This window comes from Ruegeria sp. BHSB172 (assembly GCF_059613165.1).
The window spans coordinates 152,058-170,040 of the sequence record NZ_JBXWRZ010000001.1; the positions used below are offsets into that span (position 1 = coordinate 152,058).

18 protein-coding genes are annotated in these 17,983 nt (G+C 62.3%); 6 read left to right on the plus strand and 12 right to left on the minus strand.

The window, feature by feature from the left end; translation table 11 throughout:
- Positions 1–45: 45 nt before the first annotated feature.
- The 10 genes from AC2FM3_RS00735 to AC2FM3_RS00780 form a co-directional block, all read right to left on the minus strand.
- Positions 46–801, minus strand: coding sequence for an HAD family hydrolase (locus AC2FM3_RS00735; protein WP_496678260.1), 756 nt, complete (start codon positions 799–801; stop codon positions 46–48).
- A gap of 21 nt (positions 802–822) precedes the next feature.
- Positions 823–966: a hypothetical protein gene (locus tag AC2FM3_RS00740; RefSeq protein ID WP_496678261.1), complete on the minus strand. Its 144-nt coding sequence runs from the start codon at positions 964–966 to the stop codon at positions 823–825.
- Between the two features lie 75 nt (positions 967–1,041).
- Entirely contained in the window at positions 1,042–2,652 is a 1,611-nt protein-coding gene (locus AC2FM3_RS00745) for an arylsulfatase (RefSeq protein WP_496678263.1), read from the minus strand.
- Positions 2,653–2,909: 257 nt separating this feature from the next.
- Positions 2,910–3,995: a hypothetical protein gene (locus AC2FM3_RS00750; protein WP_496678264.1), complete on the minus strand. Its 1,086-nt coding sequence runs from the start codon at positions 3,993–3,995 to the stop codon at positions 2,910–2,912.
- Positions 3,996–4,132: 137 nt separating this feature from the next.
- The gene (locus tag AC2FM3_RS00755) at positions 4,133–5,635 is read right to left on the minus strand and encodes a VWA domain-containing protein (protein WP_496678267.1); all 1,503 of its coding nucleotides are present in this window, start codon (positions 5,633–5,635) and stop codon (positions 4,133–4,135) included.
- Positions 5,632–6,615 carry a vWA domain-containing protein gene (locus tag AC2FM3_RS00760; protein WP_496678269.1) on the minus strand — a complete coding sequence of 328 codons (984 nt, stop codon included), beginning with the start codon at positions 6,613–6,615 and terminating at the stop codon, positions 5,632–5,634. The genes AC2FM3_RS00755 and AC2FM3_RS00760 overlap by 4 nt, the downstream gene beginning before the upstream one ends.
- Positions 6,615–7,088, minus strand: coding sequence for a DUF4381 domain-containing protein (locus AC2FM3_RS00765; RefSeq protein ID WP_496678271.1), 474 nt, complete (start codon positions 7,086–7,088; stop codon positions 6,615–6,617). Before AC2FM3_RS00765 ends, AC2FM3_RS00760 begins: the two co-directional genes overlap by 1 nt.
- Positions 7,085–8,032 (minus strand): DUF58 domain-containing protein, encoded by a 948-nt coding sequence (locus AC2FM3_RS00770; RefSeq protein WP_496678273.1) that lies wholly within the window; start codon positions 8,030–8,032, stop codon positions 7,085–7,087. Before AC2FM3_RS00770 ends, AC2FM3_RS00765 begins: the two co-directional genes overlap by 4 nt.
- 20 nt (positions 8,033–8,052) lie before the next feature.
- Positions 8,053–9,030 carry an AAA family ATPase gene (locus AC2FM3_RS00775; protein WP_496678275.1) on the minus strand — a complete coding sequence of 326 codons (978 nt, stop codon included), beginning with the start codon at positions 9,028–9,030 and terminating at the stop codon, positions 8,053–8,055.
- 141 nt (positions 9,031–9,171) lie between these two features.
- Positions 9,172–10,248, minus strand: a complete 1,077-nt coding sequence (locus AC2FM3_RS00780; RefSeq protein WP_496678277.1) for an AI-2E family transporter — start codon at positions 10,246–10,248, stop codon at positions 9,172–9,174.
- Positions 10,249–10,418: 170 nt separating this feature from the next.
- On the opposite strand from AC2FM3_RS00780, the gene AC2FM3_RS00785 reads away from it, so the two are divergent.
- The 3 genes from AC2FM3_RS00785 (at position 10,419) to AC2FM3_RS00795 (ending at position 13,502) form a co-directional block, all read left to right on the plus strand.
- Positions 10,419–11,285 carry a YihY/virulence factor BrkB family protein gene (locus tag AC2FM3_RS00785; protein ID WP_496678279.1) on the plus strand — a complete coding sequence of 289 codons (867 nt, stop codon included), beginning with the start codon at positions 10,419–10,421 and terminating at the stop codon, positions 11,283–11,285.
- The gene (locus AC2FM3_RS00790; RefSeq protein ID WP_496678281.1) at positions 11,282–13,201 is read left to right on the plus strand and encodes a multiheme c-type cytochrome; all 1,920 of its coding nucleotides are present in this window, start codon (positions 11,282–11,284) and stop codon (positions 13,199–13,201) included. Before AC2FM3_RS00785 ends, AC2FM3_RS00790 begins: the two co-directional genes overlap by 4 nt.
- A gap of 97 nt (positions 13,202–13,298) precedes the next feature.
- Positions 13,299–13,502: a hypothetical protein gene (locus AC2FM3_RS00795; protein WP_496678283.1), complete on the plus strand. Its 204-nt coding sequence runs from the start codon at positions 13,299–13,301 to the stop codon at positions 13,500–13,502.
- Between the two features lie 2 nt (positions 13,503–13,504).
- Here AC2FM3_RS00795 and AC2FM3_RS00800 read toward each other — a convergent pair whose 3' ends face one another.
- Together AC2FM3_RS00800 and AC2FM3_RS00805 are read right to left on the minus strand one after the other, a co-directional pair.
- On the minus strand, positions 13,505–14,221 hold the full coding sequence (locus tag AC2FM3_RS00800) for an RlmE family RNA methyltransferase (RefSeq protein WP_149774381.1): 717 nt from the start codon (positions 14,219–14,221) through the stop codon (positions 13,505–13,507).
- Positions 14,221–15,333: a Ppx/GppA phosphatase family protein gene (locus AC2FM3_RS00805; protein WP_149774380.1), complete on the minus strand. Its 1,113-nt coding sequence runs from the start codon at positions 15,331–15,333 to the stop codon at positions 14,221–14,223. Before AC2FM3_RS00805 ends, AC2FM3_RS00800 begins: the two co-directional genes overlap by 1 nt.
- Before the next feature lie 239 nt (positions 15,334–15,572).
- Here AC2FM3_RS00805 and AC2FM3_RS00810 point away from each other — a divergent pair, with 239 nt between their 5' ends.
- The 3 genes from AC2FM3_RS00810 to AC2FM3_RS00820 are packed head-to-tail and all read left to right on the plus strand — an operon-like array spanning position 15,573 to position 17,896.
- Positions 15,573–15,869 carry a virulence factor gene (locus AC2FM3_RS00810; RefSeq protein WP_490360414.1) on the plus strand — a complete coding sequence of 99 codons (297 nt, stop codon included), beginning with the start codon at positions 15,573–15,575 and terminating at the stop codon, positions 15,867–15,869.
- A 26-nt stretch (positions 15,870–15,895) separates the two neighbouring features.
- Positions 15,896–16,822: a methylenetetrahydrofolate reductase gene (locus AC2FM3_RS00815; protein ID WP_496678362.1), complete on the plus strand. Its 927-nt coding sequence runs from the start codon at positions 15,896–15,898 to the stop codon at positions 16,820–16,822.
- Positions 16,823–16,831: 9 nt separating this feature from the next.
- The gene (locus AC2FM3_RS00820) at positions 16,832–17,896 is read left to right on the plus strand and encodes a methyltetrahydrofolate cobalamin methyltransferase (RefSeq protein WP_496678286.1); all 1,065 of its coding nucleotides are present in this window, start codon (positions 16,832–16,834) and stop codon (positions 17,894–17,896) included.
- The last annotated feature ends 87 nt before the right edge of the window (positions 17,897–17,983 follow it).

Here is a 17,983-nt window from a genome sequence, read left to right on the forward strand (position 1 = left end):
TCCGGTGAAAACCCGGGACCAGTCCTTGGCCATGTCCACGATAACTCAGCCCATTTCCGGGCCTTTGTCCAGACCGTCGACAAGGCGCCCGATGTGGCTGTCGCGGTCATATGCCCATTCCCGTTCGGCGTCGGTGTGGTGGATCAGAACCCCCATCCGCGGCCCGTCGCCGGCGGTGGTCCATTCGAGCATTGCGAAATCACCATCCGAGTTTCCGACAGCCATGATGGGGCGTTTGCCAATCGTGCGCTCGGTGTTGATGGGCTTGCCCTCGTTGTCGTCGATGAAGGCCAGCGCGGGCGCCTTCATGATCGTGGGCGCGCCATCCACCAGTTCATAAATGCTTTCGGCATAAGTTCCCAGAACCTGATTGGGGGGTATCCCATAGGCATCCCGAGTAAAGACGCGCATGAAATGCACCCCGCCAACCCAGACGATATAGGTCGTGAACCCTTCGTCGCGCAGGTATCCGAGCAGCTCGACCATGGGCTGATAGGTGATCTGGTCATAAGCCAGCCCCGTTTGGGGATGGCGCCCGGTCTGGAAACATTCGGCGACGGCTGGCTGGAACGCCTCGACGCTCAGACCCGAATGCGTGGCGCTGACGACTTCGATCAGGGCTTCCTCTCCGCCCTTCAATGCGGTCTCGGCGTCGCCCCTGGCGGCGGCTTCCAACGTCGGCGTGCTCAGGATCGACGGGTCGTCGTGCGCCTTCTCAGCCAGTTTATCCATGACATAGATGAACTGGAAATAGACGGGTTGTTCCGCCCACAGCGTACCGTCATTGTCGAATACGGCCACACGGTCGCCGGGGATGACGTATTACTTGGTGCCCGGCGTAGTCACCGTATCGACGAAGGCGATGATCCGCTCTTTGCTGGGGCTATCGGTCCAACTGAGCAAGGGGCCGGCCGCAAGTCCTGCCGGCAGCGCAAGAAGGGCGACTGAAACAAGCTGTCGAAACACGAAATATCCTTTTATTGCAAAATAATGGGGGTCGCCGCTCAGGCCGGCGACCCTCGAGAGTAGAACCGACCTTTATCAGTTGTTGGTCGGCGTCAGCATCGTCTCGATCACTTGGTCCAAGCTGAAGCTAGCTGCTTCCTGCCGCGGCGGGAACTCCCGGAAGGTCGCCAGGAAATTCGCCACATATTGCTGAGCCGGCACCAGCAGATACACGCGGTCGATCATCCAGTCGTAATAGGTGTTCGAGGTCCGGTATCCGCGCTCATAGGGATCGCGCCGCAGGTTCACGATGATCGGCACCCGCAGTTCGGTCCAGGGTTCCATCCAGGCGCGCAGGGTGGCCCAGGCCTTCTGCTCCAGAAAGATCAACTTCCAGTCGCCGTAGCGCAGGGCGGTCAGGTCGCCGTCATCCGAGAAATAGAAGATTTCCTTGCGCGGGCTTTCGGTGGTTTCACCGGTCAACAGCGGCAGGATGTTGTAGCCGTCCAGATGTACCTTATAGTCGCGACCCATGGCCGGCGAACTGTAGCCCTGCTTCAGTTTTTCCTTGATCTCGGGATCTCCGGCCGCCGCCAGGTAGGTGGGCAGCCAGTCCATGTGATGCACGATCTCGTTGGTGACCGAGCCGGGTTCGATCTTGCCGGGCCAACGCACCATCGAGGGTACGCGCCAGCCGCCTTCCCAGTTGGTGTTTTTTTCACCCCAGAAGGGCGTGGACGCGGCATCAGGCCAGGTGTTGTAGTGCGGTCCGTTGTCCGTCGAGTAGTGGACGATCGTGTTGTCTGCGATGCCCAACTCGTCAAGCAGGTCGAGCAGCTGGCCCACATGAATGTCATGTTCGATCATGCCGGCCGAGTATTCGTCCATCACACGACCGGTCATGTCATTGGCCTGCTGGCGCATCTCGTCTTTGACGTGAGTGCGGAAGTGCATGCGCGTTCCGTTCCACCAGACATAGAAGGGCTGGCCCTGTTCGTGGGCACGCTTGATGAAGTCGATCGCCGCAGCCACGGTTTCGTCATCCACGGTTTCCATCCGCTTCTTGGTCAGCGGTCCGGTATCTTCGATGGTTCCGTCGGCCTTGGACTTTATGACGCCACGCGGGCCAAAGGCTTCGCGGAAGGTCCGGCCATCGGGTAGAACCGCATCGCCCGGATAGTCCTCGTTCTCGGGTTCCTCTTCCGCGTTCAGGTGGTACAGGTTGCCGAAAAATTCGTCAAATCCGTGGTTTGTCGGAAGATGTTCATCTTTGTCGCCCAAGTGGTTCTTGCCGAATTGACCGGTGGCATAGCCGTGGTCCTTCAACAGACCAGCAATGGTCGGATCTTCGACCTGCATACCAAGATCCGCACCCGGCAGGCCGACCTTCGACAGCCCTGTGCGGAACACTGACTGACCCATGATGTAGGACGACCGGCCTGCGGTACAGGATTGCTCGCCATAATAATCAGTGAAGATCATGCCTTCATTCGCAACCCGGTCAATATTCGGCGTGCGATACCCCATCATACCCATGGTATAGGCCGAGATGTTCGACTGACCGATGTCGTCGCCCCAGATGACCAGAATGTTCGGTTTCTGATCCTGTGCCCAAGCCGGTGCGGCCAGCGCGAGGGACACCGTGGCCACGGCCAGTCGCCGTAACCCTTTGCGCCATAAATGCGTTAAATTTCCCTGTGATGACATCTTTTTCTCCTTATGTGGTCAGGCAAAAACGGCCTTGCAGGAAAGTCAAAAGGGGGAAAATACGCCCCCCGATCCGTCAATCATTCAACACGCCCTTTCCAGTTCAGGCGGTTCGGCAAAAAGGGGAATCAAGACAAGCCCCTCTAGGCAATTGAAAACTATCACAAAGACCAATCCAAAAATACTTATGTTAGAAGATGGCGCCCTTGGGGTGTGGCTCCGATTGGGTTGAGTAGGGTAAGTGGGTGGCAACCGCGTCAGGGATTGAGCTGAGGCAAGCCGGATTGAGAGTGACGCCGCGGGCGGGCGATACGGTCAAGACAATCGCGGACCTTGCGCCAGTTTTCCGGTTGGAGATTATCTCTTCCATATCTGGACGCTCCGATTTCGGCCAGAGAAGCCTCGAATTCAGCAGTGTCTGGTGGGTCGGCCAGCCGCCGTTTCCAGTCTTCCAACGTCTGATAAACGCGGGCGATGTCTTGTTGGCGCACAGCTTTTTTGAGTTCCGAAAATGCATGCGCGGCCGAGGCCAGCCTGCTTTGTCTGGCGGCTTCCAAATGTACATTGAAAACCGAATATAGTTTGCGGAAAACAAGCCATAATATTGCGGCCCCAATGGTGAAATAGCCGACCAGACGTATCACCGTTTCCCGGTCCGGAGGTTGCCACGGCGGCGGCGCAAGAACGAGGTCGAAGGGATCGGCGCGCGCAGTTTCGATCTTGTTGGTCTTGAGGTTGAACCAATCGATCTCGACAGCAGGCAATTGGGTCTGTCCGCCGTCCTGGGCCACATACGTCACGCGGTCGGTACGTTGGCCGGACAGGACGCCCCGGTCTTCGGTTTCCGACAATCGGGGTTCATTGGGATAGGCTCGCAACAACGGGTCCTCGATCTCGGGTAACAAAGGCGGGATCATGATCGGGGTCGTTCCGGTGATTTTGGCCGTGATGGTGCGGGTCAGTGCGTCTCCGGTTTGAAGGCTGGTATCGCCCTCAATCTCCTGAGACAGTTCGAACCCGTCAGCGATTATCAGGGGATCCAGTCCTCGGGCTGCGTCAGGAACCTCGACTGTCAGGCGAACGGCGGGCAGGGGAACCGAGACCTGAACGGGATCGTTGGTTTCGGGATCGGCATAGGTCACCTGAACCGCGGCCGCTGCAAATTCATACGTACCGGAGACCAACGGATACAGCCGATAGCTGCGCTGAACCCCAGACCATGTCTCGCCCTCAACGCTCTCGCTGACCGGCCCCGAAGCGCGATCGGGCAAGCGCACCAGAAGATTTTCCTGTTCAAGCGATGGAAAGACCGGTGGATTTGGCATGTAGGTCGGCACCAGCACCTTCAGGCGAACGATGGCGGGTTGGCCGACGATTGTCGGATCCGGAGGCACTTCGATCGTGACGCGGGGCTGGATGTCTGTTGCTTGCGCCAAAGCCTGGGCGGGGCACAGAAGAAGCATCAAGAACGCGAGGTACTTCATTGGGAACGCTCCTGATTTTCTAGAATAAACCGGCTGCGCAGGAAGTCCTGCATGTCGGTGTCGATGGCACTGATCCACTGATCGGCCGACAGGGTCGCGGCGTCCCCGGTCTCGGCCGGTTGCGTGGTGTCCGCGCCCAGACCGGCTTCGTTGTCGAACACTATGTCGTCAGCCCCGATGCCCGACGCTTCGCCGGTGTCGGATTGCTCACGGGTGGATTCGACCTCGGCCAGAATGGCTTTGGCGACGGCCAGGTTGTACGCGGCCTCTGGCCAATCCGGGCGGCGCTCCAGCGCGGTTTCAAAGGCCGCGATGGCCGGACGATACTGTCGATTTCGGATGCGGGCCATGCCTTCGGCAAACGCCGCTTCGGGCGTGGAAAGCTGGGTAAAGGTCTCAGACGCTTCCGCATATTGCCCGGCTTTCAACTGGGCGTAGCCTCGGTGATACGGATCCTGAAACAGCGTGCTGGCCGCGGCGTAGTCCTTCCGGTTCATGGCGATCTGGCCTTGCTGGTCCGGGGTCAGGAACCAGTCCCGCCAAGCGTCTGCGCGCGCGCCGGTCGGCGGCAGAAACAGCAATGCCACAAATCCCCAGCGAATGACCCAGCCACGTCTGAACCACAGCAGTGCGATCAGGGCGACGGGCCAGGCCAAAATCCAAGCGCGGTCCTGCCAGTCAACGCGATCGTCCTCGCCCAGGGCCGCGGAAAAACTGCTGGTGATACCGCGGTTCAGTCGGATGATGTCGCGGTCATCGCCCGAGAACGGAACAATCGAGGCATTGGGCAGGCCGTCCAGTTGCGGAATCTGGCGACCATTCGGAAGCATCGTCAGGAAAAACAATGGGATATCAGATTGTCCCAATGCGGAAACCTGCTGCGGATCGACATCGTCTAGTACAAAGAGAACCGCACTTGTGCCCATCTGATCGCCCAGAATGTCCTGCGCCAGCGTCAGCGCGTCACCGGCGGCATCGCCCGCGACCGGCATGACCGCCGGGGTTAACCCTTCGAGCAAGGGGCGCAGGATGTTGGCGTCTTCGGTCAGCGGCGCGACCCGGTGTGCGGATCCGGCATAGGCGATCAGGGCGGTGGGCGCACCTGCGCGGGTGTTGATCAGATCGGTAATCTTCAACTTGGCACGGTCCAGCCTTGACGGCGCGAGGTCGGCCGACTCCATGCTGTCGGTGACTTTGAGCGCGATCACCAGCGGCGCGGTGTCCGCAATCAGAGGGTTCGGCGCCCGTGACCATGTCGGCCCTGCTACGGCAAGGGTCAGAAGACTGGCGGCGAGCATTGCGAAGTCCAGCGGACCGACCCGACGTTGATCCTCGGCCCCCAGACTTAGTGCCTTCGCCAGGTGGGGCGCGATGCCCGCAGGCAGTTCCGAGCTGCCGGATCTGCGTGGCCGGGTCAGCCACCAGAAGGCAGCAATCGGCAGCAACAGCAGCAACCAGTAGGGGCGCAGGAAATGAAACTGGGCCAGAGCGTCGATCATGCCGCGCGCCTCCGACCCTGTGAAAGGCGAAAGCCCAGGGTGCTGGAGAGGATGAGGAGGAGCGCCGCCGCCAGCGGATAGTGTGCAAGGCTGACCCTTGGGCGGTAGCGTTGGGTTTCCACCACGCGGGGGTTCTGGGCGTCGATCTGCTGGTAGACCTCTGTCAGGGCGGCCTCATCATCGGCAAAGAAATACTGGCCTTGGGTTTTGTTGGCGATGTCCTTCAGCGCGTCCAGATCGACCCGGTCTTCGCCCGTGGCAGCCGGGTCGCCGACGCCGATCGTATAGATCACGACACCCTTGTCCGCCGCAATCGACGAGGCATTGACCGGCGTCATGCGGCTTGAGGTGTCGGCACCGTCCGACAATACGATCATCAGGCGTTGGTCCACCTCGCTCGACTCGAAGGTGCGGATGCCCAGCCCGATCGCATCGCCCAGCGCCGTGTTCGGACCCGCCATGCCGACAGCGGTCTGGTCCAGAAAACCGTTGAGGCTTTGCAAATCCTCGGTGAACGGAGCCTGAACGAAAGCGCGGGTGCCGAAGATGATCAGCGCCATCCGGTCGCCGTTGCGCCCGGCGATGAAGGCACGCAGAACGTCCTTTACGGCCTCCAGCCGCTGCTTGGGCGTGCCGCCTTCTGCCTTGAAATCGCGCTGGTCCATCGAACCCGAGATGTCCACAGCCAGCACCACGTCGCGGGCGGATTTTTCGACGACGATCGGGTCGCCCAACCTTTCGGGCCGGGCCATTGCCAGAACCAGCAGCACCCATATCAGGATCACCAGCCCGGATTGCATCCGCGTGCGTCTCAGTGTTACCGAGCCAGACTGCGGCTCGGCCCCGGCAGCCTGGGCGACGTGGCGAAAGAACGGGATGCGAATGGCATCGACCCGTTGCCGGTGCGGCGGAGCAAGGAAATAGACCACTGCCGGCAGTGGCAGCAGAAGAAAAACCCAAGGCGCGGCGAAACTGAACATCACGCCGCCCCCTTGGACCGATGCGACTTGATCCAGTACCGCGCCAGTTCAGCGGCATTCGGGTCTGAGATCCCCTTGCGGTAGGGGGCGGCTGCCAGGTTGCCGAGGGCAGAGGCGGAAAACCCTGACAGGTCAGCGGTTTGGCCCAAAAAATTCGACCAGTTTTCACCGGTCAAACCGGCCACCTGAGACCGGGGAAAGGCGGCAAGGGCGGCACGGCGAACGATCTCGGCGGCTTTGGCCGGGTCATTCTGACACCGGTCCAATTCCTTCAGCGCAAGCCGCCGATAGGCATTTGCCCGCCGGTGCCGCCAGATCGTCACGAGGATCAGACCAACCACGAGCAACAGCGCCACCGCCAGAACAACCCAGCCCCAGGTCTGCGGTACCATGGAAATCGGAGCCGGCTCGGGCGCCGGTTTCAGCATGTCCAGCAGTTCGACCAGCGATTTGCCTTCGGTGTCCGGGGTCATGACCGTCCCCCTTGGTGGCCGAACAGCCGGAGTATCTGGGCCAATGCGGGCTCGGCCGTGGTCAGCGGGACGATCGGAAACCCGTATCGGCGCGACCAGGATTGTAGCTGCGCCAACCTCTGCTCCATCGCTTGGGTCACGCGGTCCGACATTTGGCGGTCAGACGCGTCCAGTTCGATCTGCTGGTCGCCGTCCGAGACCGTCAGCCGCAGCTCGGGCGGCATGTGGCGCGAGATCGGGTCGGAAATGTCGAACAGGATCAGGTCATTGGAATGGGCCAGGCGGCGCAGTAGCCGTTCGGACCCGTCGGTCAGGCCGTCAAAGTCCGAGAACACACAGACCAAGGCATTGGTATGTGCGATGCGCGCAGCCTGTTGCAGCACCTGGTTCAGCGAGACCGTGGTCTGTGGGCGCAGCCTGGCATTCAGGCTGCAATTGAGTGCGCCGAGCGAGGACAGAAACCGCCGCAAAGCCGCCGGGCGGCGCTGTGGTCGATGCTCGGCCACGTCGGTATCGCCGAACACGATACCGCCGACGCGGTCGCCCTGTGCCAAAACCCGATGGGCGGCGATGGCCGCGGCCTCGGCCGCCACTACCGATTTCATGTAGACTTTTGTGCCGAAGAACATCGAAACCCGCTGATCCACTAGCAGCAGCGCCGGGCGGTCACGCTCTTCGGTGTAGACGCGCACATGTGGCTCGCCCGTTCGGGCCGTCACTTTCCAGTCGATCGTGCGGATGTCGTCTCCGGGCAGATAGGTGCGCAGTTCCTCGAAATTCAGGCCGCGCCCGCGCAGGCGTGAGGCATGGCGGCCGTTCAGCACCGAACGGGCCGGCTGCCGGGGCAGAAGGCTGAGCGCGCCGGTGCGCCCGCCGAGGCTCAGCAGGTGGCGGGCATCGACGTGGATGCGTGGGTCGCGGGATGTCGCTGCGGTCGGGGACACGCGGCTCTCCTTTGTTACGATCAGGGCAGGGCGACGAGCTTCAGGATCTCGTCGATCACGTCATCGGCGGTCTTGGCGTCGCCCTGCGCTTCGAAACTCAGCGTGATACGGTGGCGGAACACGTCATGGGCAATGGCACGGATGTCGGCCGGGTCGACATAATCGCGCCCGTTCATCCAGGCATGGGCCCGGCCGCACTTGTCCAGCGCCAGCGATGCCCGCGGACTGGCGCCGATCTCGATCCACGCGGCGAGGTCATCGCTGAGCGCGGACGGCGTCCGGGTCGCCTGAACAAGATCGGCCATGTACCGATCCATCGCATCCGAGACATGCATTTGCCCGATCTGCTGCCGGGCGGCAAAAACGGCATCCTGCGGGATTGGTGACGGTTTCTCGGCAGTGGTCCCGGAATTGGCGGCGGTGTCCTCGCCGCGGACCAGACGGATCACCAGCACCTCGTCCTCGACCGGGGGGTAGGTGATCTTTACATGCATCAGGAACCGGTCCATCTGCGCCTCGGGCAGCGGATAGGTTCCTTCCTGTTCGATCGGGTTCTGGGTGGCCATCACGATGAACAGCGGCTCCATCTTGTGGGTGGTGCCGGACACGGTGACCTGCCGTTCCTCCATCGCCTCAAGCAGCGCGGCCTGAACCTTGGCCGGCGCGCGGTTGATCTCGTCCGCCAGGACGATATTGGCGAAGATCGGGCCGGGCTCGAACCGGAAGGTGCCGCCTGCTTCGGTCTGGGTATAGACCTCGGTCCCTGTGACGTCGGACGGCAGCAGGTCGGGCGTGAACTGGATGCGGCTGAATTCGGCATCAAGATTGCGGGCCATCGCCTTTACTGCACGAGTTTTAGCGAGGCCGGGCAAACCTTCGATCAGCAGGTTCCCGTTGGCCAGCAGGCCGATCAGAAGGCGGTCGATGACCTCTGTCTGTCCGATGATCGATCGGGCCATCCGGGCTTTCAGATCGTTGATTTGGTCAAGCGGTGTCATGGCGGTCCAATCATCACAAACGGTCATCCAAACACTTCGCGCCAGACCCGGTGGATCATTCGGCCAAGCCATTGCAATATTTGGAGGCTAGCAGCGCATTCATGGCCGATCCACCCCTGATTTCAGGGTGTTCAACCGAAGTCAGGCACGCGGCGACTTGACGTCCTCGGCCAGGCGCCCGTCCAACGACATCAAAACGGCGACGGGGCGCAGGGCCGGTATGTGGCTGAAGATGATCAGAATGCACACAGTCAACGGAACGCTGAGAAACGCGCCGATCAGACCCCAGACCGTGGTCCAGAAGGTCAGCGCCAGAATCACCAGAAAGGTTGACATGTTCAGCGAACGGCCCAGCAGGGCCGGATCCAGGAAGTTGCCGATCAGGAATTGGATCGTGCCGCACCCGAACACGATCACCAGGAAGGGGCCGAGCGTTTCGAACTGAACAAGGGCGATCATCGCCGGAAAGACAACCGCGATGATCGAGCCGATCGACGGGATGAAGTTCAGCGCAAAGGTCAGAACGGCCCAAGTTTCCGCGTATTCCAGCCCCAGAGCCCGAAAGATGGTATAGCTGATCCCGGCCGTGACAAGGCTGATGAAGGTCTTGACCCCGACATAGCGCTGCAGACTGAAGGTTATCGCATCCAGAACCGTGGAAAGGTCGCCCCCGGTGACGGGATTTCCGGCCGCGATCTTCAGCTTTTTGCGGAAGGCCAGCCGCTCGGCCATCAGGAAGGCGACATACAGGCTGATCAGGAAAAACTGGTTCAGCATCGAGGTGGCGCTGCCCAGCAGAACCCGCGCGACCGAGGCCATGTCCATGCTGATCAGATTGTCGCGCACAAAGGCGGTCACATCGTTCCCGACCAGGCCGGTCACGCGGTTGATAACGCCGTCGAGCTGGTTTTCGTAGTCGCCCGCGGTCCGTGCGAACTGCGTGGCCTGACTGCCCAGGATGTAGGTGATCATGAACAGGCCGGCCAGAACCACCGTGACGGCAGCCAGATTTGCCAGCCACACCGGCGCGCGGGTCAGAGCGATCACACGGTCGCTGAGCGCTATGATCAGCACGTTGATCAACAGCGCCATGGTCAGCGGAACCAGAAAACTTGCACCTGCGTAAAGCCCCAGCACCACTAGGGTCAGCACGATGGTGACGTCGCGAACGACACTCAACCTCAGCGGTGTGCGGGTCGGCGGAGCGGATTTCGTCATTCGGGCCTCGGCTGTTCCAGCGCGAGCTGGTTGCAACGGTATTGTCCAATGGCGATCCTGCACGGACGGCAGGCTTTGTGCAATCGGGCCAAACAGTTATTCGGAAAATTCTCGTGCAATTGACGCATTGGCCGGTTCTTTCGTCGTGAGTTGCAGGCTAGGGTTTCCACATGACACAAGTCCTGATTCCCGTTTTGGGCCGTTTCGTTCGGGCGCTTTGGCTGGCCGTCCGGCGCTTCGACGACAAGAACGGGTTCGTCATGAGCAGCCATGTCGCCATGTCTCTGATGCTGGCGCTGTTTCCCTTTGCCCTGTTCACTGTGTCTCTGGCCGGCCTGCTGTCGCAGGACTATGTCACCGACGAGATGATCGGCCTGATTTTCGGCGTCTGGCCCAAGGACGTGGCCGAGCCGATCGTGGCCGAACTTCGCGCGGTTTTGAACGGGGCAGGGTCGGGAACGATCACCTTGGGTGCAGTGCTTGCCGTCTATTTCGCGTCGAACGGAGTAGTAGCCGTTCGGGCGGCCATCAATCAGGCCTATCACGACACCGACAGCTGGCCGTTCTGGAAAACGCGCCTGTTCTGTCTGGGGCTGGTCATTCTGGGTGGCGCCGCGATTTTGATCGTTGCGGCGGTTGAACTGCTGTTGCCGATCTATTCCCGCCTGATGTCCGAGAAGACGTCAGTGAATGTCGCTGACTGGTTGTCGGTCGAACGCCTGCGGTGGACCTTCGCCGTGGCGGTCCCGGCACTGACGGTGCTGCTGGCCCATCTGGTTCTGCCGGTCGGCCGGCATTCGCTGCGCCAGATCCTTCCTGGCGTGCTGTTGACGCTGGGTTTGTGGCTGGCCGGCGGGCTGGCGTTCTCGCTCTATGTCGGTCAGTTCGCAAGCTACAGCGCCACCTATGCGGGGCTGGCCGGCGCCATGGCCGCATTGATCTTTCTGTATCTGAGCGCGGCCATCATGATCTTTGGCGCCGAATTCAACGGTGCGCTGATGGATATCGACAATCAGGACGAGGTCGGAAACGTATGACGATTTGGCCGCACGCCGCATGGGCATCCGCAATCTCCTTGGCCTGCATCCTGCTTGCCGGGCCAACGGTGGCGCAGGACTATGTCGGCTCGGAAGCCTGCCGCGATTGCCATGACGAACAAGTGCAAGCGTGGATCGGGTCCCATCACGCCAAGGCCTGGACCGCGCCCACTCCTGAAAACGTGGTGGCCGATTTCGACGGCACGACATTCGCGGACAACGGCATGGCGGTCGAGTTCCGACAGGAAGATGGCGTCTACATCGCAGACGTGACCGAGCAGGACGGCCAAACGCGGACATACAGGGTCCACTCCGTCGTGGGCATCGAGCCGTTGCAGCAATATCTGTTCGAAACCGAACCCGGCCGATTGCAGAGCTTCGACGTGGTCTGGGACACGGTGGAAAAACGCTGGTACCACCTCTACCCGGATCAGGATCTGCCCCCGGACGACGGGTTGCACTGGACGGGCTCCTACAAGACCTGGAACGCCCGCTGCGCTGAATGTCACGCGACCGAGTTCAAGAAGAACTTTGACGTGCAGACGCAGAGCTATGCCTCGACTCAGTCCGAGATCGGCGTGGGGTGCGAGGCCTGCCACGGTCCGGGCTCGGCCCATCTGGAGTGGGCCCGTGGCCAGACCATGCCTGCTGGGCTGGACGCGTTCGGGTTTTCTATGCGCTGGGGCAGGGGGGACACCGAGGCCGAGATTCAGCAATGCGCCTCCTGCCATTCCCGCCGCGAGGCGTTCGCGGATGGAAATCCGCTGCCGGGCATACCGTTCCACGATGCCTACAATCTGGCCCTTCTGCGTCCCGGTCTTTACCAGCCCGATGGCCAGATCATGGACGAGGTCTATGTCTACGGCTCGTTTCTGCAATCAAAGATGTACGCGAAGGGCGTTGGCTGTCTGAATTGCCACGAGGCGCACGGCGCAACCTTGAAGGCCGAGGGCAACGCCGTCTGCACGCAGTGCCATTCCCCGGCGGGCAATCCCGATTTTCCGACCCTGCGCAAGGCGCTGTACGACGATCCCGCGCACCATCGCCACACGCCTGGGGGCGAGGGGGCGCAATGCAAAAGCTGCCACATGATCGAGCGGGTCTACATGGGTGTCGATGGCAGGCGCGACCACAGTTTCCGTGTGCCGCGCCCCGATCTGGGCCTCGGCGCGGACGCCTGTACCGATTGCCACAGCGATCGGGATCAGCCATGGGCTGCTGCCACGATCGACGCGTGGTACCCGGACCCGGCCCACCGCCGGCCGCATTTCGGCACGGTCTTCGCGCCGGCCTTTTCCGGTCAGGGCGCCGACCCCAAAGCTCTGATGGCGATCGCACTGGACGTGGATCAGCCGGGCATCGTGCGGGCCACCGCGGCCTATCTGCTGCAACAGCATGGGTCTGCGGATCTGGCGGCGACCACTGCCGGTCTGCTGGCGGATGCCGACCCGCTGGTGCGGGCCAATGCGGTTCCGCTGCAACGGTCCGCCGACCTGCCAGACCGGATCGACCGGCTGTCCCCGTTGCTGTCCGACTCGGTCCGGTCCGTCCGGCTGTCGGCCGCCAAGGAATTCCTGACCGTACCCGGGCAGGCGCTGACCCCGTTGCAGCGCACCAACGCGCGCGAAGCCATGGCTGATTGGCAGCGCACTTTGTCGAACCGGCTGGACTTCCCCGAAACGCATCTGGTTTTGGGTGGCATGGCGCTGACGCTGCGCAACGCGTCGGCGGCCGAACAGGCCTTTCGTCAGGTGGTGACCCTGGATCCCCAGCGCGAAGAGGCCTGGCCGATGCTGGTCCAACTGGCGCAGATCAATCGCGGCGTCGAGGCCGCGCGCGCCGTTCTGCGCGAGGGGCTGAAGGTTCTGCCCGACAGCGCGGCGCTTGGGGCGCTGGCCGATCAACTGGGCCGCTGACCCGGCACCGAACTTCCCCGATCCTGCCATCTTGACGGCAGATTTCCGACCTATCCCTTCGCCGAGGGCAAAAGGCCCGTTTGGTGATGGGTGTACCATGCTGCATTCGACATTCCCGCCCACGAGGTCCGAGAAAGCCGCGATGCCACGCGACCCGGCGCTGGTTCAACGGATCGAATCCCTGCGCAGCCGTCCCGTCGTCTATCTCGGGCATGGCGACGCGTTGATGCTGCTGGGGTTGGCTACCGCATCCCTGCGGGAACAGCAGTTCGCGGGCGCAAAAACCGCGGAAGACATTTAAGCTCAGCCCCGGAACCCGGTGGCAACCACGAATTTCTCGGAACTGTCCGACCGAGACGCCGGCGGCTTGACGTTCGCGACCTTCTCGAACTTCTGTTTCAGCAGTTTCTGCAGGTCGCCCTCGGCCCCGCCTGCCAGAACCTTGGCGACAAAGGTGCCGCCCTGTTCCAGAACGTCGAAGGCGAAATAGGCGGCGGTTTCACACAGGGCGATAATGCGCAGGTGGTCGGTTTGCTTGTGCCCCGACGACGCGGCGGCCATGTCCGACATGACCACGTCGGCCTTGCCGCCCAGCCAGGCTTTGACCTTCTCGTCGGCGTCGTCTTCCATGAAGTCCAACTGATGGATCTCGGCACCGGCGATGGGTTCGACCTCTTGCAGGTCGATGCCCAGAACGGTGCCGATCCGCTTGCCCGATTTCTCGCCCAGCGCGTTCACGCGTTTGACCGCGACCTGGCACCAGCCCCCCGGCGCACAGCCCAGATCGACGACCCGCGCGCCCGGCACCAGGAACCGGTATTTGTCGTCCAACTCCATGATCTTGTAGGCCGCGCGCCCGCGATACCCCTCGGCCTGCGCCCGTTTCACATAGGGGTCGTTCAGCTGCCGCTGCAACCAACGGGTCGAGCTGAGCTTGCGCCCGCGTGCGGTCTTGACCTTGACCTTCAGGTCACGCTGCCCGCGCCCCGAGGTGTTTTTGCCGGTTGGTGTCTTCGCCATCAGAACGGTCCGTCTTCCAATACCCCGTCCGCGCTCATCTGGGCATAGAGCAGACCCTCGCGCAGCCCCCGATCCGCAACCGAAAGGCGGTCGGTGGGCCAGCAGCGCAGCAGCGCCTGCAAAATGGCCGAGCCGGACATGATCAGGGCCTGCCGGTCCTCGCCGATGCGCGGATCGCGGCGCCGACCCTGAGGGCCGAGTTCTAGATAGCCGCGTATCACCTTGTCAATCTGATCACTGGTCATGCGCAGCCCGTCCACCTTGGTGCGGTCATAACGCTTCAACCCCAGATGCGAGGCCGCGACCGTCGTGACTGTGCCGCTGGTGCCGACGATCTGGAACCCCTCGCGGGCCTGTTCATCCTTGTAGGGGGCGAAATCGGCCAGGTTTTCTTCGAAGAACCAGCTCATCAGCGCGAACCGGGCGGCGTCGTCCTCGACATCGTGGAATTGGTCGCGCAGGGTGGCCACGCCCAGCGGCACGCTGATCCAGTCCACCACCTTGGCCGCAGGAAAGGGGCTGTCGGCGGTGTGGAACCCGTTGTGCAACCGCATGATCGCCGATGGCCGGTCGCGCCGCGGCACCGAGGACAGGTCGATCCAGACCAGCTCGGTCGAGCCGCCGCCGATATCGACCACCAGCAGCTGCTCGGTCTTGGTGCTGACCAGCGGCGCGCATGAAATCACGGCCAGGCGCGCCTCTTCCTCGGGTTGGATGATCTCCAAGGTCAGGCCGGTTTCGCGTTTCACCTGCCGGATGAAGTCGCGCGCGTTCCGGGCGCGACGGCAGGCTTCGGTCGCCACCAGCCGCATGCGCTTGACCTTGTTTCGCTTCAGCTTCTGCTGGCAGATGCGCAAGGCTTGAATGGTGCGCGCCATAGAGGACCGCGACAGACGTCCGGTCCGTTCAAGCCCCGAGCCCAGTTGCACGGACTTCGAGAAGCTGTCCACCACATGGAACCCGCTGCCCTTGGGCTGGGCGATCAACATGCGGCAGCTATTTGTTCCCAGATCCAGCGCCGCATACAGCGCATCTGGATCGGGTCTTGCCGGCGCGGGGCTTTCGACCACTTTCGGGAACGCGCCCGCACCTTTGGGACGCTTGGGCGCCATCGTCACGCCCTCCGATTTACGAGTTACCCCGACATTAGGTTGCGGGCGTCCGACGTGCAAGATGCTCATTAAGGTCATGAGGATTTTGATGCCCCTCGGCACTGGAGAGACGACCCGAGGCGCTGTATCCCAAGGGGGCGAAAAGGTCGCTGGAACAGCGCCGGGTGTCGAAATCCGACCGACCCGGCCCCACATTGCCGTTTAGAACCGGACCATCTGGTTAGGAGGAATCACGATCAATGCCTGACGTCACCATCGTATACTGGCGCGACATTCCCGCTCAGGTCATCGTCGGCAAGGGCCGGCGCGGGGCCAAGCGGCAATTGTCGGAACGGTTCGAACAGGCCATCGACCGCGCCGCCATGAAGGTGAACGCCAAGGACAGCGACGCCTACCTGGCCGAGTGGCGCAAGGCCGAGCCGTTCGAGGTTGAGGGCGACCCGGCCGAGATCGCCGAGGCCCAGGCGCTGCGCCTGGAAACGGAATACGATCAGGATCGCCTCAAGGCCCTGATCGGAAATGACGGTTGGGCATGAGCCCCAGATCTTTATGGGAGGCCGCGATGGCTTTGCTGAACTTCAAGAAACGTGATGCGGCCGAAAAGGCCCCGGTGAACCCTGCCGTCGAAGCCTTTCTGAAAGGGTATTCGATCGAGGTGATGCCGCGCACCGCCGAGAAGGTCGAAGATTTTCGCGATCTGCTGCCCGAAGGCACGCGCGTCTACATCGCCCATATCGAGGGCACGCCGATCGAGGACATGGTCAAGACCGCCAAGCGGATCTCGGCCGAGGGCTACCCGGTCATGCCGCATTTCCCGGCCCGCATCATCAAGGACGGGGCGACGCTGGAGAACTGGATCGCCATGTATCAGGGCGAGGCCGGCGTCGATCAGGCGCTGCTGCTGGCCGGGGGCGTGGACAAGCCGCATGGCGAGTTCGACAGCTCGATGCAGTTGCTTGAGACGGGACTGTTCGACAAGGCGGGCTTCAAGCGTCTGCACGTCGCAGGTCACCCCGAGGGCAACAAGGATATCGACCCGGACGGCTCGACCAAAAACGTGGACGAGGCGTTGCGCTGGAAGCAGAAATTCAGCGAAACCACCGACGCCGAAATGGCGCTGGCCACCCAGTTTGCCTTTGACGCCAAGCCGATCATCGCATGGGCCGAAGGCCTGAAGGCGGCCGGGATCGACCTGCCGATCCACATCGGCATCGCCGGTCCGGCCAAGCTGCAGACGCTGATCAAATTCGCGATCGCCTGCGGCGTGGGCCCGTCGCTGAAGGTGCTGCAGAAGCGCGCCACGGACGTGTCCAAGCTGCTGCTGCCCTACGAGCCGACCGACGTGATTACCGAATTGGCCCAGCACAAGGCGGCCAACCCCGACTTCAACATCACCAACGTACACTTCTTCCCGCTTGGCGGCATCAAGACCAATGCCAACTGGGCCATCGAAAACGGCGGCGCCTCGACGAAGCCTGCAAACGCTTAAGGACCGGACATGACCCGTACAGTCGTAGAATCAAAGACCAAAACCGCGATCATCGGCTTCGATCAGCCGTTCTGCGTGATCGGCGAGCGGATCAACCCCACCGGCCGCAAGAAGCTGGCAGCCGAGCTGGAAGCGGGCGATTTCTCGACCGTTGAGCAGGACGCGCTGGCGCAGGTGGCGGCCGGGGCGACCGTGCTCGATATCAACGCGGGCGTGGTTTACAACTCGAACCCCAACCCGAACGAGACCGAACCGCCGCTGATGAAACAGATCGTCGAACTGGTGCAGGGTCTGGTCGATGTGCCGCTGTGCATCGACAGTTCGGTTCCGGGCGCGTTGGAGGCCGGGCTCGAGGCTGCCGAAGGCCGCCCGTTGCTGAACTCGGTCACCGGCGAGGAGGATCGCCTGGAACTGGTGCTGCCGCTGGTCAAGAAATACAACGTGCCGGTCGTTGCGATCTCGAACGACGATACGGGCATTTCCGAAGATCCCGACGTGCGCTTTGAGGTTGCCAAGAAGATCGTCCAGCGCGCCGCCGACTATGGCATTCCGGCCCACGACATCGTTGTGGACCCGCTGGTGATGCCGATCGGTGCGATGGCAACTGCGGGGCTTCAGGTCTTTGCCCTGGTGCGCCGCCTGCGCGAAGAGCTGGGCGTGAACACCACCTGCGGTGCGTCCAACATCTCGTTCGGTCTGCCGAACCGTCACGGCATCAACAACGCCTTCCTGCCGATGGCGATGGGCGCGGGCATGACCTCGGCCATCATGAACCCGGTGGCGCTGCCGGTGGCGCAGAAGAAGATTGCTGAGAAAAGGGCCGAGGTTGCGGCGGCGGGCATCATCCTGCCCGAGGGCATGGACGACGAAACCTTCGTTCAGATGTTCGGTCTGGGCTCGACCAAGCCGCGCGCCGGCAAGGAAATGGAGGCCATCCGCGCCGCCAACCTGCTGACCAACAACGACCCGCATGGCGGCGAATGGATCAAGTTCAACAAGCCGGCCGATGCCGCAGGCGCCGAAAGCGAGGGCGCGCGTGGCCGTCGGGGAGGCGGCCGCCGCCGCCGGGCCTGATGTGGGTTTGACGCTGTTCCGGGGCCGGGTGTTCAGCCCGGCCTTTTTCTGTGGCAATAACGCGTCTTTCCAGCAGATCGCCGCTTG

Bases quoted from the DNA above. Each gene is read 5' to 3' on its own strand.
- AC2FM3_RS00785 (WP_496678279.1), top strand. From the start codon at position 10,419: ATGACACAAGTCCTGATTCCCGTTTTGGGCCGTTTCGTTCGGGCGCTT.
- AC2FM3_RS00820 (WP_496678286.1), top strand. From the start codon at position 16,832: ATGACCCGTACAGTCGTAGAATCAAAGACCAAAACCGCGATCATCGGC.
- AC2FM3_RS00800 (WP_149774381.1), bottom strand. From the start codon at position 14,221: ATGGCGAAGACACCAACCGGCAAAAACACCTCGGGGCGCGGGCAGCGT.
- AC2FM3_RS00805 (WP_149774380.1), bottom strand. From the start codon at position 15,333: ATGGCGCCCAAGCGTCCCAAAGGTGCGGGCGCGTTCCCGAAAGTGGTC.
- AC2FM3_RS00780 (WP_496678277.1), bottom strand. From the start codon at position 10,248: ATGACGAAATCCGCTCCGCCGACCCGCACACCGCTGAGGTTGAGTGTC.
- AC2FM3_RS00810 (WP_490360414.1), top strand. From the start codon at position 15,573: ATGCCTGACGTCACCATCGTATACTGGCGCGACATTCCCGCTCAGGTC.
- AC2FM3_RS00775 (WP_496678275.1), bottom strand. From the start codon at position 9,030: ATGACACCGCTTGACCAAATCAACGATCTGAAAGCCCGGATGGCCCGA.
- AC2FM3_RS00795 (WP_496678283.1), top strand. From the start codon at position 13,299: ATGCTGCATTCGACATTCCCGCCCACGAGGTCCGAGAAAGCCGCGATG.
- AC2FM3_RS00790 (WP_496678281.1), top strand. From the start codon at position 11,282: ATGACGATTTGGCCGCACGCCGCATGGGCATCCGCAATCTCCTTGGCC.
- AC2FM3_RS00815 (WP_496678362.1), top strand. From the start codon at position 15,896: ATGGCTTTGCTGAACTTCAAGAAACGTGATGCGGCCGAAAAGGCCCCG.
- AC2FM3_RS00760 (WP_496678269.1), bottom strand. From the start codon at position 6,615: ATGTTCAGTTTCGCCGCGCCTTGGGTTTTTCTTCTGCTGCCACTGCCG.
- AC2FM3_RS00765 (WP_496678271.1), bottom strand. From the start codon at position 7,088: ATGACCCCGGACACCGAAGGCAAATCGCTGGTCGAACTGCTGGACATG.
- AC2FM3_RS00745 (WP_496678263.1), bottom strand. From the start codon at position 2,652: ATGTCATCACAGGGAAATTTAACGCATTTATGGCGCAAAGGGTTACGG.
- AC2FM3_RS00755 (WP_496678267.1), bottom strand. From the start codon at position 5,635: ATGATCGACGCTCTGGCCCAGTTTCATTTCCTGCGCCCCTACTGGTTG.